General features: G+C 59.0%; 13 protein-coding genes. 5 read left to right on the top strand and 8 right to left on the bottom strand.

Annotated elements, in window-relative coordinates; all coding sequences use genetic code 11:
• Positions 1-8: 8 nt before the first annotated feature.
• From dnaJ to grpE, 3 genes are all read right to left on the bottom strand, one after another.
• Positions 9-1136, bottom strand: coding sequence for a molecular chaperone DnaJ (gene dnaJ, locus ACIQAL_RS22660; protein ID WP_166597068.1), 1128 nt, complete (start codon positions 1134-1136; stop codon positions 9-11).
• A gap of 350 nt (positions 1137-1486) precedes the next feature.
• Positions 1487-3403, bottom strand: coding sequence for a molecular chaperone DnaK (gene dnaK / locus ACIQAL_RS22655; RefSeq protein WP_166597069.1), 1917 nt, complete (start codon positions 3401-3403; stop codon positions 1487-1489).
• A 102-nt stretch (positions 3404-3505) separates the two neighbouring features.
• Positions 3506-4072: a nucleotide exchange factor GrpE gene (gene grpE, locus ACIQAL_RS22650; RefSeq protein ID WP_166597070.1), complete on the bottom strand. Its 567-nt coding sequence runs from the start codon at positions 4070-4072 to the stop codon at positions 3506-3508.
• A 275-nt stretch (positions 4073-4347) separates the two neighbouring features.
• Here grpE and recN point away from each other — a divergent pair, with 275 nt between their 5' ends.
• The gene (recN, locus tag ACIQAL_RS22645) at positions 4348-6021 is read left to right on the top strand and encodes a DNA repair protein RecN (RefSeq protein WP_401149691.1); all 1674 of its coding nucleotides are present in this window, start codon (positions 4348-4350) and stop codon (positions 6019-6021) included.
• Between the two features lie 179 nt (positions 6022-6200).
• On the opposite strand, the gene fur is transcribed toward recN, so the two are convergent.
• The gene (gene fur, locus ACIQAL_RS22640; protein ID WP_110951407.1) at positions 6201-6608 is read right to left on the bottom strand and encodes a ferric iron uptake transcriptional regulator; all 408 of its coding nucleotides are present in this window, start codon (positions 6606-6608) and stop codon (positions 6201-6203) included.
• Between the two features lie 98 nt (positions 6609-6706).
• On the opposite strand from fur, the gene ACIQAL_RS22635 reads away from it, so the two are divergent.
• Complete coding sequence (locus ACIQAL_RS22635) at positions 6707-7231, top strand: outer membrane protein assembly factor BamE (RefSeq protein ID WP_166597072.1); 525 nt, start codon at positions 6707-6709, stop codon at positions 7229-7231.
• 88 nt (positions 7232-7319) lie between these two features.
• Here the strand turns inward: ACIQAL_RS22635 and ACIQAL_RS22630 are convergent, their stop codons facing one another.
• From ACIQAL_RS22630 to ACIQAL_RS22620, 3 genes are read right to left on the bottom strand one after another with little or no spacing between them, the layout of a single operon-like run.
• Positions 7320-7640, bottom strand: coding sequence for an RnfH family protein (locus ACIQAL_RS22630; protein WP_166597073.1), 321 nt, complete (start codon positions 7638-7640; stop codon positions 7320-7322).
• Positions 7633-8067, bottom strand: coding sequence for a type II toxin-antitoxin system RatA family toxin (locus ACIQAL_RS22625; RefSeq protein WP_166597074.1), 435 nt, complete (start codon positions 8065-8067; stop codon positions 7633-7635). The genes ACIQAL_RS22630 and ACIQAL_RS22625 overlap by 8 nt, the downstream gene beginning before the upstream one ends.
• Positions 8068-8074: 7 nt before the next feature.
• Positions 8075-9478 carry a sodium-dependent transporter gene (locus tag ACIQAL_RS22620; RefSeq protein WP_341959982.1) on the bottom strand — a complete coding sequence of 468 codons (1404 nt, stop codon included), beginning with the start codon at positions 9476-9478 and terminating at the stop codon, positions 8075-8077.
• Positions 9479-9595: 117 nt separating this feature from the next.
• Here ACIQAL_RS22620 and smpB point away from each other — a divergent pair, with 117 nt between their 5' ends.
• Complete coding sequence (smpB, locus tag ACIQAL_RS22615; RefSeq protein WP_166597076.1) at positions 9596-10078, top strand: SsrA-binding protein SmpB; 483 nt, start codon at positions 9596-9598, stop codon at positions 10076-10078.
• A 151-nt stretch (positions 10079-10229) separates the two neighbouring features.
• Here smpB and ACIQAL_RS22610 read toward each other — a convergent pair whose 3' ends face one another.
• Positions 10230-10997 carry a GntR family transcriptional regulator gene (locus tag ACIQAL_RS22610; RefSeq protein ID WP_166597077.1) on the bottom strand — a complete coding sequence of 256 codons (768 nt, stop codon included), beginning with the start codon at positions 10995-10997 and terminating at the stop codon, positions 10230-10232.
• A gap of 407 nt (positions 10998-11404) precedes the next feature.
• Between ACIQAL_RS22610 and ACIQAL_RS22605 the strand changes: the two genes are divergently transcribed.
• Together ACIQAL_RS22605 and lldD are read left to right on the top strand one after the other, a co-directional pair.
• Positions 11405-13102: a lactate permease LctP family transporter gene (locus ACIQAL_RS22605; RefSeq protein WP_166597078.1), complete on the top strand. Its 1698-nt coding sequence runs from the start codon at positions 11405-11407 to the stop codon at positions 13100-13102.
• A gap of 69 nt (positions 13103-13171) precedes the next feature.
• A complete protein-coding gene (lldD, locus tag ACIQAL_RS22600) occupies positions 13172-14320 on the top strand; it encodes an FMN-dependent L-lactate dehydrogenase LldD (RefSeq protein ID WP_401149687.1) in 1149 nt (382 codons plus the stop codon).
• Positions 14321-14325: the final 5 nt, after the last annotated feature.

Raw genomic sequence — 14325 nt, 5'->3', positions numbered from 1 at the left:
CCTGCTCCTTAGAGATCGCCGAAGAAACGCTTCACGCCTTCGAACCAGCCACTGGCTTTCGGTGAGTGAGAGCTGTCACCTTCCAGCGACGCACGGAACTCTTCGAGCAGTTCACGCTGACGACGACCCAGGTTGACCGGGGTTTCCACCGCAACGCGGCACATCAAATCGCCCGCACCACCGCCACGCACCGGCGCGACGCCTTTGCCACGCAGACGGAATTGCTTGCCGGTCTGGGTGCCTTCCGGAATCTTCAATTTGACGCGACCGTCCAGCGTCGGCACTTCCAGCTCGCCGCCCAATGCTGCGTCGGTGAAGCTGATCGGCACTTCGCAATACAGGTGCTTGCCATCGCGCTGGAAAATCGCGTGCTCGCGCACGTTGATCACAACGTAGAGGTCACCCGTAGGCCCACCCTGAACACCCGCCTCGCCTTCGCCCGACAGACGAATACGGTCGCCAGTATCGACGCCTGCTGGCACCTTGACCGACAGCGTCTTGTACTCTTCGACACGGCCTTCGCCGTGACAGGAGTCGCAAGGGTCGGAAATGATCTTGCCGTTGCCGTGGCAACGCGGGCAGGTCTGCTGAACAGAGAAGAAGCCCTGCTGCATACGCACCTGGCCGATGCCGCCGCAAGTTGGGCACGTGACAGGCGAGGAGCCTTTCTTCGCGCCGCTGCCATCACACGGTTTGCAATTGACCAAAGTCGGCACACGAATGCTGACGGTGGTGCCACGCACGGCTTCTTCGAGATTCAGTTCGAGGGTGTAACGCAGGTCACTGCCACGCTGGGCACCGCCACGGCCACCGCCCGCACGACCGCCACCGAAGAAGTCGCTGAACACATCGCCGAAAATGTCGGAGAAGTTCGCGCCGCCGCCGCCGAAACCGCCGCCACCCATGCCCTGATCGACACCGGCATGACCGTACTGGTCATAGGCCGCGCGCTTGCTGGCATCGGACAGCACTTCGTAAGCCTCGTTGGCTTCCTTGAAAGAATCTTCCGAGGCCTTGTCGCCCGGATTGCGGTCAGGGTGATATTTCATCGCGAGACGACGGTACGCCTTTTTCAGGTCCGCCTCGCTGGAGCCGCGCTCCACCCCCAATACTTCGTAATAGTCACGCTTTGACATAAGTTTTCTGCACTCTTGAGGACGTCCGACATAACCCTCCTGAGTTTGCCGAACTCGTTGAGCCCCTTTCAGGCCCGGACCCAACTCACGTCAATTCAACGATCCTGGTCTTGGTTCAACGGCCTTCGATCGACCGAGTAAAGCGGCAGAACAAGCCGGTTTGCAGGAGCATCCGGCTTTGCCACGGGGCCCGCGAATCGAAGTGCGCGAGCCCTGAAATTTTGGGTGTTCCAGACACGCCAACGCGGGAGCAAGCTCCCGCGCGGCGACATCCTACCAGCGACCACTCAAGAGCGGTCAACCGATGATCAAGTGAGCTGACGTCTTTTTATGACGGCTCACCTCAATCATCACTTCTGGTCTTTGACTTCTTCGAACTCGGCATCGACCACGTCGTCAGCCTTGTGCTCTTCCTGGGCCGCCTGCGCGCCAGCTTCCGGCTTTTCAGCCTGCTCGGCGTACATTTTCTGGGCCACTGGAGCAGAGACTTTCGACAGCTCTTCGACCTTGGCGTCGATGGCAGCCTTGTCGTCGCCTTTGACAGCAGCTTCCAGGGCAACCACAGCAGCTTCGATCGCGGTCTTCTCTTCTTCAGTGACCTTGTCACCGGCGTCAGCGACCATCTTGCGAGTCGAGTGAACCAGTGCATCACCCTGGTTGCGGGCCGCAGCCAGCTCTTCGAACTTCTTGTCCGCTTCCGAGTTCGCTTCAGCGTCGCGGATCATCTGCTGGATTTCTTCATCCGACAGACCCGAGTTGGCCTTGATCACGATCGACTGAGTCTTGCCAGTGGCCTTGTCTTTCGCGCCGACATGCAGGATGCCGTTGGCGTCGATGTCGAAGGTCACTTCGATCTGAGGCACGCCACGTGGCGCTGGTGGAATCTCGGCCAGGTCGAACTTGCCCAGGGACTTGTTCGAAGCAGCCTGCTTGCGCTCACCTTGCAGCACGTGAATGGTCACGGCGCTCTGGTTGTCGTCGGCAGTCGAGAACACTTGCGATTTCTTGGTAGGAATCGTGGTGTTTTTCTCGATCAGCGCAGTCATCACGCCGCCCATGGTTTCGATACCCAGGGTCAGCGGGCTGACGTCCAGCAGCAGAACGTCTTTCACGTCGCCGGCCAGTACCGCACCTTGAATCGCAGCACCCATGGCAACGGCTTCGTCAGGGTTGACGTCCTTACGGGCTTCTTTACCGAAGAACTCGGTCACTTTCTGCTGAACCAGCGGCATACGGGTCTGACCGCCGACCAGGATCACGTCGTTGATCGCACCGATGTCGATACCGGAGTCTTTCAACGCGATGCGGCAAGGCTCGATGGTGCGGGCAACCAGGTCTTCAACCAGCGATTCCAGCTTGGCGCGGGAGATCTTCACGTTCAGGTGCTTCGGACCTGTCGCGTCTGCAGTGATGTACGGCAGGTTGACGTCGGTGGACTGGCTGGAAGACAGCTCGATCTTGGCCTTCTCGGCAGCTTCTTTCAGACGCTGCATCGCCAGCGGATCACCTTTGAGGTTCATGCCGCTTTCTTTCTTGAATTCGTCAACGAGGTAGTCGATCAGACGAATGTCGAAGTCCTCACCACCCAGGAAGGTGTCGCCGTTGGTGGCCAACACTTCAAACTGGTGCTCGCCGTCGACTTCAGCGATCTCGATGACCGACACGTCGAAGGTACCGCCACCCAGGTCATAAACGATGACAGTGTGGTCGCCCTTGGCTTTGTCCATACCGTACGCCAGAGCAGCGGCGGTCGGTTCGTTGATGATGCGTTTTACGTCCAGGCCCGCGATGCGGCCGGCGTCTTTGGTCGCCTGGCGCTGGCTGTCGTTGAAGTAGGCCGGAACGGTGATGACCGCTTCGGTGACGGACTCGCCCAGGTAGTCTTCAGCGGTCTTTTTCATCTTCTTCAGGATTTCAGCGGAAATCTGAGGAGGCGACATCTTCTTGTCGTTGACCGAAACCCACGCGTCGCCGTTGTCAGCCTTGGCGATCTTGTAGGGAACCATGCCGATGTCTTTCTGAACGACTTCTTCGTCGAACTTGCGACCGATCAAACGCTTTACCGCGTACAGGGTGTTGTGCGGGTTGGTGACCGCCTGACGCTTGGCCGACTGGCCAACCAACGTTTCGCCGTCGTTGGCGTACGCGATGATCGAAGGGGTGGTGCGCGCGCCTTCAGCGTTTTCGATAACCTTGGCGACGCCGTTTTCCAGAACCGAGACGCAGGAGTTGGTGGTCCCCAGGTCGATGCCGATAATCTTGCCCATGTTTGACTCTCCCGAAACTTGAATTTGGTTGCCGCAACTGCGTTTACAAATTGCGGTAATTCTTTAAACCATGGCCCTTAGATGGGGCCCACTCAGCTGATTTCAAGCCTGCTCGTCAATTGACGGTGCAACAGGCGACGGCGCTTTGCTGACCACGACCATGGCCGGGCGCAGCAGGCGACCGTTGAGCTGATAACCTTTCTGAAACACTTTGAGCACGCTGTTCGGCTCGACGTCCGCGCTTTCCTGCATCGCCATCGCCTGATGATGCTCGGCGTTGAACGGCTGGCCGTGCGGATCGATGGCTTCCAGCTGGTAGCGCTTGAGGGTGTCGCCGAACATTTTCAGCGTCAGCTCGATGCCTTCACGCATTGGACGAATGTTTTCGTCGTCCGGGTTGGACAGGTCCAGGCCACGCTCCAGGCTGTCGACGATCGGCAGCAAATCGGTGGCGAATTTCTCCAGCGCGAATTTGTGGGCTTTCTCGACGTCTTGCTCTGCACGACGGCGGACGTTTTGCAGATCCGCAGCGACACGCAGAGACTGGTCCTTCGCCGTGGCCAGTTGCTCTTCCAGCACTTGCACGCGGGTTGCCAAATCTTCGCCGGAGTGCGCTGCGTCGGCAGCTTGATCCTGAGCCTGCATATCCGGGTTCTGTTCGTCAGCCATAGTTCTCTCCTCCAATAACGGCCGTGAGCCTAACTCACGCTTCTGCCCGGCTATATGGGGCCAGAATTTTCGGCTTCAAGGGCTTTGAGCGAAGGAGAAGGTGAATAACCCTACAAATCTTCCGACATGACTCGCATCGCGTTTCAACCTGCCAAATCAGAGCATCGGTGCTAAAAATTCGGGAGGACCTGCGAAATCGAGCTAAGACCGGGCATTGTCAGCCCAAAGCAAAACACTGTATAAATAACCAGACAAATCGCTTGGGAGCCGCCCTAATGTTGGTGCACCTGTCCATACATAACTACGCCATCGTGGAACACCTCGACCTCGAACTGGATCGCGGCATGAGCGTGATCACCGGGGAAACCGGTGCCGGCAAGTCGATCATGCTCGACGCACTGGGCCTGACGCTCGGGGATCGTGCCGACAGCGGCGTAGTAAGACCGGGCGCTGATAAGGCCGACATTTTGGCCACGTTCGACGTTTCCGATATTCCGGAAGCCCGCGTCTGGCTGTCCGAGCGTGATCTGGAAACCGATGGGCCGTGTATTTTGCGCCGGGTCATCACCGCTGAAGGCCGCTCACGCTCTTATATAAACGGCACGCCCTGCCCTCAAGGCGACCTCAAGGCGTTGGGCGAATTGCTCATCGATATTCACAGCCAGCATGAACATCAATCGCTGCTGAAAACTGATACGCATCGTCGGCTGCTGGACGAATACGCGGGCGCTACCGATTTGGCGCGGCAGGTTCAGCTTGCGGCACAGCGTTGGCGCCAAACACGTCAAGAGCTCGAACGCCTTGCCAATTCCGGCGATGAACAGCGCGCCAAGCACCAGCTACTGAGTTATCAGCTCGAAGAGCTTGAAGGCTTGAGCCTGGGCGAGAATGAGCTGGAACAACTGGAACAGGAACACACGACCCTGACCAACGCCGAAAGCTTGCTGGGGATTTGTCGTCAGGTGGTCGAGCTGTGCAGCGAAAGCGATTCGGGCAACGCACTGAATGCCCTGACCGCCAGCCTGAATCGATTGACCAGCGTGAACAACTCCCCTGATGCGCTGAACGAGGCGACCAACCTGCTCTCCAGCGCGCAGATTCAGGTCGAAGAAGCGGTAGGCGAAATCAATCGTTTCCTTGATCGTTTCGAAGCCGATCCGGCACGCCTGCAACAAATTGAAGAACGTCTGGACACGATCTACACGCTGGCCAGGAAACACCGCGTGCAACCCACCGAGGTGCCTGCGCTGCATCAAAAGCTGCTGGATGAGATCGAAACGCTTAACGCCAATGACGAGGCAATTGAGCGACTCGAACATGAACTGGGTTCTTACGCACGTCATTACCAAGAGAAAGCGCGCGAGCTGAGCGACCTGCGTCATCGCGCAGCGCCTGAACTCGCCCATGCGGTCGAGCATGAGATTCAACGACTGGGCATGCCGGGTGGCCGCTTCAATATCGAGCTGAAAACCAACGCCGATAAAGAGCTGTCACCTAACGGTCTGGAGCAAGTGGAATTGCTGGTCAGCGCCAACCCCGGCCAGCCCCTCAAGGCGTTGGCGAAGGTCGCGTCGGGTGGCGAGCTGTCGCGGATCAGCCTGGCGATTCAGGTCATCACGGCTCAAACCTCAAGGGTGCCGACGCTGGTGTTCGACGAAGTCGATGTGGGTATCGGTGGCCCTACGGCTGAGATTGTCGGGCAACTGCTGCGTCGGCTGGGTGAGCGCGGGCAGGTCATGACCGTGACGCACTTGCCGCAAGTGGCGGCGCAGGGGCATCAGCACTTGTTTGTGCACAAGGTTCGCGATGAAGCGGTCACGCGCACGGCGGTTTCCAAACTCAGCAAGAACGAGCGGGTGGAAGAAGTCGCGAGGATGCTGGGCGGGATCGACCTGACGAAAGAGTCGTTGGCCCATGCGAAGAAAATGGTGGTCGCGTCGAAGTCTTGATATAGACGGCACGATTTCCTGCCGGTGAGGCGCCTCTGTTGGCAATGCAATCCCTGTGGGAGCGAATTCATTCACTCCCACAGGGGACCAGCATGAAGCCGTGCTTACTATCTGCTTCGATCCCCGAAAACAACAAAGGCGACCCTAAGGTCGCCTTTGTCTTTGTATCCGAAAAAAACTTACGCTTTTTTCTTGCGTACGTAGAGCACCAGATTGTGATCCACCAGCTCGAAGCCGTGTTTGACCACAATGGCTTTTTGCAGCTTCTCGATTTCTTCGTCGAAGAACTCGATCACCTCGCCGGATTCCACATTGACCATATGGTCGTGGTGGCCTCCGTCGGCCAGTTCGAACACGGCGTGACCGCCGTCGAAGTTGTGGCGAACCACCAATCCGGCTGCTTCGAACTGAGTCAAAACACGGTAAACCGTCGCCAGACCGACGTCTTCGTTGGCCTCCATCAGTGCCTTGTAGACGTCCTCCGCGCTCATGTGGCGCTGCTCTGCAGAATCGAGCATTTGAAGGATCTTGACCCGTGGCAGAGTCACTTTAAGTCCAGCTTTGCGTAGTTCGCTATTTTCAACCATGGTCAGCTTTCTCGCAGACGCTGCTTCGCAGCTTCTCTTAATGCAGGTATGATCGGGGTTTACGTTGTCCCAGCCAAGATAGTGGAAGTCGCCCACCGATGCAAAACACCAAGCTCTTGCTAACCAGTTTCACCTTCGTGGGACTGCTCGCACTCGCCGGTTGTTCATTCCCCGGGGTTTATAAAATCGACATCCAACAGGGCAATGTCGTCACGCAAGACATGATAGACCAGTTGCGCCCCGGAATGACCCGACGGCAAGTACGGTTTATCATGGGCAACCCCTTGCTGACCGACACCTTCCACCCTGATCGCTGGGACTATCTGTACAGCTTGCAGCCCGGTGGCGGCGAACGCCAACAGGAACGCATCAGCCTGATCTTCAACGGTAACGATCAACTGGCGAGCCTTTCCGGCGACTTCAAGCCAGGCGTGTCTCGCGACGAAGCGATCCTCGGAAAGCCGAGCGACACCAACGTCACCCCCGAAAACACGGGCGATCAGCCGAAGAAAGAAGAGCCGCCGAAGCCTGGCTCCCTGCTGGAACAGATCCAGAACGACGTCGACAAGGTCGAGACCGTTCCCGTCCCGACTCAGGAACCGCTGGACACCAATCCACGCTGATCCTCACCGCCGGACTCAAAACGGCGGTACAAAAAAGCCCGGCAATGCCGGGCTTTTTTACGTCTGACGAATCGGGGCGATGCAAAACTTAAATCGATTTCTGCTCTTTTTTCGCCTTCGCTGCCTTCTCGGCACGTAAACGACGCACCTCTTTTGGGTCAGCGAGCAAAGGACGGTAGATCTCGACCCGATCACCCTCCTCCAGCTGTCGCGCTTGAGGATCGCTGACCACCTTGCCGAAAAGGCCCATCGGGCAGTGGGTCACGTCCAGCCCGACGAACTGCTCGGCAATCCCCGACGCCTCGACCGCTCCAAACACTGTCGTCCCCGCAGGCACCTCAAGCGCGATCAACGCCTGACGTTCGGCAGTGGCATACACCACTTCGACGCGAATCATTGGCTCAGCCATACAACTCTTTGGCGCGCTGGCAAAACGCATCGACCAGCGTGTTCGCCGCCTGATTGAACAGAGGGCCAAGCGTCGCGCGCACGATGGAACCGGAGTAATCGAAGGACAGGTCGAGGCTGATCTTGCAGGCCTTCTCATTGAGGGCCTTGAAGGTCCAGACGCCATGCAATTGACTGAACGGCCCTTCTTCAAGGTTCATCTCGATGCCCTGCCCCGGCGTCAACGTATTGCGCGTCACGAAATGCTGGCTCAAGCCACCCTTGGCGACTTCAACCCGCGCGCGCATGGCCGTATCGCTCTGCTCAAGCACCGTGGCACCGGAACACCACGGCAGGAATTCTGAGTAGCGGGCCACGTCGTTGACCAGGTCGTACAGCGCCTGTGCGGGATAGGGCAACAGGGCCGAACGTTGAATATGCGTAGTCATGTCAGCGTCATTTCCAAAGCTGAGCGGCAAACACAATCAGAATGCCGATCGGCGCTACATAGCGCATCAAAAAGAACGTCAGAGCGAACAAGACCGGACTGCGCACGGACAATTCATCGCGCACGGCCTCACGGCCCATCACCCAACCTGCGAAGATCACAAAGCACAAACCACCCAGCGGCAGCATGATTCGCGACGTGAAGAAATCGATCACGCCGAAGAAGTCCAAGCCCGCCGTCGCACCCCACTGGTAGAGATGAAACGCGCCGCCTTCGTTCACGAAAAATTTGGCCTGCTTCCAGATGTTGAACGAGAACACCGTGCCCAGTCCCACGAACCAGCAGATGAACGACAACCAGAACGTGACCCAGCCACGGCGCACTTTAGTGCGCTCCACGAGGTACGCCACCATCGGTTCCAGCAGCGAAATCGCCGAACTCCAGGCCGCCACCGCGACGAGGATAAAGAACACCACACCCATCACGGTGCCGAACGCTACGTTACCAAACGCGTAAGGCAAGGTGACGAACATCAAGCCTGGGCCCTCGCTCGGGTTCAGGCCCGCCGCGAAAACAATTGGAAACAAAGCAAGACCCGCCAGCAACGAGACGAAGGTGTCCAGAAGCGCCACGCCTACGACCGTCGCGCTGATCGAGGCTTCCTTGGTCATGTAGGCGCCGTAAATCATGATCGAACCGACGCCCACGCTCAGCGAGAAAAATGCGTGCCCCATCGCTGGCAGCAAGCCTTCCATGATCTGCTCAGGCTTGAAGTCGAACATGAAATGCACGCCTTCCATGAAATGCCCGGTGGTCAGGCTGTAGCCCAGCAGGATCACCATCAGCACGAACAGCAGCGGCATGAGGATGCGCAGACTGCGCTCAAGCCCCGCATTCACGCCCTTCGCGATAGTGATCGCGGACAGGACCATGAACAGCGTGTGCCACGCCACCATGCGCCACGGATCGGCGATCAGCTCACCGAAAAATGCGCCAACGCCATCGGGCGTCACCGACTGAAAATCGCCCTTGCCCACATCGACGATGTACTCCAGCGACCAGCCGCCCACCACACTGTAAAAAGAAAGAATCAGTAGCGCGGTGATCATCCCGGCGAACGCGCCCCAGGACCATTTACCCGAGTGGCCCGACTCCCGCGCCAGCACCTTCAAGGCGTTGGCGGGGCTTTGGCGGGCGCGGCGACCGATCAGGGTCTCGGCCATCATCACCGGAATGCCGATCAGCGCAATGCACGCCAGGAACACCAGCACGAAAGCACCGCCGCCGTAGACGCCGACCATGTAGGGGAATTTCCATATACTGCCCAAACCCACGGCAGAGCCGGTTGCGGCCAGGATAAATACCCAGCGACTCGCCCAGCTACCATGGACTGAAACCTTGTCCGTCGACATCGTTGACACGTCCCGCACCCAAAAAAGATCGCGCATTGTCCGGGATTCACTCAACGCGCTCAAGCACGCAGCATCCCCATAGCCGAGAGCACCGTTGATCCCTATAATGCGTCGCCTATGGCCAAGCTCAAGAAACACCCCACAGGGACCATCGCGCAGAACAAGAAGGCGCGACACGATTACTTCATCGAACACAAGTTCGAGGCCGGTCTGGTCCTGGCCGGTTGGGAAGTAAAAAGCCTGCGTGCCACCAAGGTGCAGCTGGTAGACAGTTACGTGCTGCTCAAGGACGGTGAGGCATGGCTGATGGGCTGCCATATCACACCGCTGACGACTGCAAGCACCCACGTCATCGCTGACCCGACACGCACCCGTAAACTGCTGCTCAACAAGCGCGAGCTGGAACGGCTCAATGCCTCCGTCGCGCAAAAAGGCTACACCGCTGTCGCCCTCTCGATTTACTGGAAGGCGCACTTGATCAAGTGCGAAATTGCCTTGGGTAAAGGTAAGAAGGAATACGACAAGCGCGACACCGAGCGTGAACGCGACTCCAATCGCGAGCTGCAACGCGCGGTGCGGAACAAGGGCAAGGAAGAGTGAGTCTTTCCGGGTGACCCACACAGCCCGGCTGACGTACACGCACCACCTGTAGGAGCGAATTCATTCGCGATTCTTCGGTACAGCGACACACATCTGTCGCCTGTGCGGCGGTCTCGCGAATAAATTCGCTCCTACAGTGTTATCCGGCGCCTCAAATCCCGTTCCGCCGCTCAGCCCGCGCCGTGCGCTGCACCTGCTGACGCACCTCTTCCAGCACTTCCTGCACGTACAGCAAATGACGGCTCGACACCTCGCGGGCATCGTCCGCTCGACCTTCGATGATCGCCAGGTACAACTCGCGGTGCTGGGTGATCAGCATGTCGCGGGTTTCGGTGCGTTGCTTGTACATCCCGCCGATGTTGGTCACGACGTTACGCTTGAGCAGGTCGAACAACCCGCGAATGGTGTGCAGCAGAACGGCGTTGTGACTGGCCTCGGCGATAGCCAAATGAAAATTCGCATCCGCCGCGCCTTCTTCCGCACGGCTGACTTCATCGACCCGGCTGTAGCAATCCTGCAGAGCATCGAATGCCTCGCGCAGACGCGTGCGATCAACATCCGTTGCCCGAACGGCCGCGTAATAGGCGCAAGACGCCTCCAGCGTGTGCCGAAACTCCAGCAAATCACGCTGCGCATCGGTGCTGCTTTCCAGCAGATGGAGCAGAGGGTCGCTGAACGTTGAGCCCAGACTCTCGACGACGTAATTGCCCCCGCCCTGTCGGCTGACCAGCAACCCTTTGGCGGTGAGCTTCTGAATGGCCTCGCGTAGCGACGGGCGAGACACGCCGAACTGCTCGGCCAGCGCTCGCTCGGCAGGCAAGCGTCCACCGGCCTTGAGCGTGCCTTCGAGAATCATTCGTTCGAGTTGCTCGACAATATCGTCAGACAATCGGCGCTGACGCACCTGATCAAAACCCATACCGCTCACTCCACCTTCCAACAGCCCCCGTCCGACGTGCCAGCGGGGGCGCACATTCTCGCCGATTGCAGTCAGACATTCACCCGGCAGATGTCGGAGAAATAACCGTTTCAGGAAAAAACCGGGATAGCTGCTACAAAAGTTCTACGGCCACAAATTGACACATCAATGCCAAGGCTTTTAACCTAGCGCCAAGACATTGTAAATTGGTATTACCAATTTACAATGCCGACGCATCGGACTGATCTTCGATACGTCGCAAGCCGTTCTGGCGGAGAAGGGCTTGAGCTGGTGAGCTGTGCGATTCGTTCGTCAGCACCGGCAGGACGACAGTCGTCGCTTGCAGGAGCCGCGCACGTGAGACATGGACACCGGGCCTAATCAAAAAACAACTAGGGGCCTCACACATGCAAACCTGGCAACAGCTCTACACACCACTCGGCAGCCTGGGCTTGTCGGCGCTGGTTGCAGTCATTCCGATTGCATTCTTCTTTCTGGCACTGGCCGTCTTCCGGCTCAAAGGGCATATCGCGGGCACCATCACCCTGTTGCTGGCTGTGCTGATTGCGATTTTCGGCTTCCAGATGCCCGCAGACATGGCCATCGCTTCGGCGGTCTACGGCTTTCTGTACGGCCTGTGGCCCATCGCATGGATCATCATCGCGGCGGTATTCCTCTACAAACTCACCGTTAAAAGCGGCCAGTTCGAAATCATTCGCAGCTCGGTCATGTCGATCACCGACGACCAGCGCTTGCAGGTCTTGCTCATCGGTTTCTGCTTTGGCGCCTTTCTGGAAGGTGCCGCAGGTTTCGGTGCACCTGTAGCGATCACCGCTGCCTTGCTCGTCGGCCTGGGCCTGAACCCGCTGTATGCAGCGGGCCTTTGCCTGATCGCCAACACGGCGCCCGTGGCCTTCGGCGCGTTGGGTATTCCGATCATCGTAGCGGGCCAAGTCTCGGGCATTGACGCGTTCAAGATCGGCGCCATGGCAGGCCGTCAATTGCCGTTGCTGTCGGTGTTCGTACCGTTCTGGTTGATGTTCATGATGGACGGCGTCAAAGGCGTGAAGGAAACCTGGCCAGCAGCACTGGTGGCAGGCGGCAGCTTCGCGGTCACTCAGTACCTGACGTCCAACTTCATCGGCCCTGAACTGCCGGACATCACCTCGGCGCTGGTCAGCCTGGTCGCCCTGACGTTCTTCCTCAAAATCTGGCAACCGGCCCACGCCAGCGACGCGCAAGTCGCCAGCACAAGCGGCGGCGCAGCAGTGATGAGCGGCGGCCCCGGCGGTTTTGGTCAGCCACGTACGACCCGCAAATCCCCTTACTCTGCGGGCACGATCTTCAAGGCGTGGTCTCCGTTCCTGATCCTGACCGTGGTCGTGACGATCTGGACACTGAAACCCTTCAAGGCACTCTTCGCCGCTGGCGGCGCGCTGCAAGCGTTGACCATGAACTTCCCGGTGCCACACCTGGACCAACTGGTCATGAAGATGGCGCCTATTGTCGCCAACCCGACCGCCATGCCCGCTGTGTACAAGTTCGATCTGCTGGCGGCATCCGGCAGCGCGATTCTGATTTCCGCGATTCTGGCGATGATCGTCCTGCGCATCGGCGTTCAAACTGGTCTGACCACTTTTAAAGAAACGCTGATCGAACTGCGCTGGGCCATCGTCTCCATCGGCATGGTGCTGGCGTTCGCCTTCGTCATGAACTACTCCGGCATGTCGACGACCCTGGCGCTGGTGTTGGCCGCCACAGGCTCCGCGTTCCCGTTCTTCTCGCCGTTCCTCGGCTGGTTGGGCGTGTTCCTGACCGGCTCCGACACCTCGTCCAACGCACTGTTTGGCTCACTGCAAGCCACCACCGCGCACCAGGTTGGCGTGAGTGACGTGCTGATGGTGGCCGCGAACTCCAGCGGTGGCGTGACCGGGAAGATGATTTCCCCGCAATCCATCGCCGTGGCGTGTGCGGCAACCGGCCTGGTGGGCAAGGAATCGGATCTGTTCCGTTTCACCCTCAAGCACAGCCTGTTCTTCGCTGCCATCGTCGGCTGCATCACGTACGCTCAGGCTTACTGGTTCACAGGCATGCTCGTTCATTAACGAAGAAAGCGCCGGGCGTGGAGGCTCACGCCCGGTTGCAGTTCCGCTCACTCAACGTTGCGAGACACCATGATCATTTCTGCCGCTACTGATTATCGCGCCGCTGCCCAGCGCAAGCTGCCGCCCTTCCTGTTTCACTACGCCGACGGTGGGGCCTACGCCGAACACACTCTGCGGCACAACGTTTCGGACCTCGCAAGCATCGCACTGCGTCAGCGCGTGCTGAAAAACATGTCCGAACTGAGCCTGCAAACCACGCTGTTCAACGAAACCCTGAGCATGCCAGTGGTGCTGGCACCGATCGGCCTCTGCGGCATGTATGCCCGTCGCGGCGAGGTCCAGGCCGCACGTGCCGCTGCCGCCAAAGGCATCCCGTTTACGATGTCCACTGTGTCACTGTGCCCGATCGAAGAGGTCGCCCCGGCCATCGACCGCCCCATGTGGTTTCAGCTGTATGTGTTGAAAGACCGGGGCTTCATGCGCAACGCGCTTGAGCGCGCCAAGGCCGCCGGGGTCAAGACGCTGGTGTTCACGGTGGACATGCCCGTCCCTGGCGCCCGCTACCGCGACCTGCATTCCGGCATGAGCGGCAAGAGCGGCCCGATCCGCCGCGTGCTGCAAGCCATGACTCACCCGCAATGGGCGTGGGACGTTGGCGTCAACGGCCGCCCTCACGACTTGGGCAACGTTTCAGCCTATCGCGGCAACCCCACCGGCCTCACCGACTACATCGCCTGGCTGGGCAATAACTTCGACCCGTCCATTTCGTGGAAAGACCTGGAATGGATTCGCGAATTCTGGGACGGCCCGATGATCATCAAAGGCATTCTCGACCCCGAAGACGCGCGCGACGCCGTGAAATTCGGCGCTGACGGCATCGTCGTCTCAAACCACGGCGGCCGCCAGCTCGACGGCGTGCTCTCCAGCGCCCGCGCCTTGCCTGCCATTGCCGACGCGGTGAAAGGCGAGATAAAGATCCTCGCCGACTCCGGCATCCGCAGCGGTCTCGACGTGGTGCGCATGATCGCCCTTGGCGCCGACACTGTGCTGATCGGTCGCGCCTTCCTCTATGCCCTCGCCACTCACGGTGAAGCGGGCGTGAAGCACCTGCTCGACCTGTTCGAAAAAGAGATGCGTGTCGCCATGGTCCTGACCGGCGCCAAGTCCATCAGTGAAATCACTCGCGATTCCCTCGTGCGTGAATCGCTGATTTCGTAAGTTTC

This window comes from Pseudomonas sp. NPDC088368 (assembly GCF_044753445.1).
GTDB lineage: Bacteria > Pseudomonadota > Gammaproteobacteria > Pseudomonadales > Pseudomonadaceae > Aquipseudomonas > Aquipseudomonas bambusae.
This window is presented reverse-complemented; position numbering and strand designations above follow the sequence as displayed.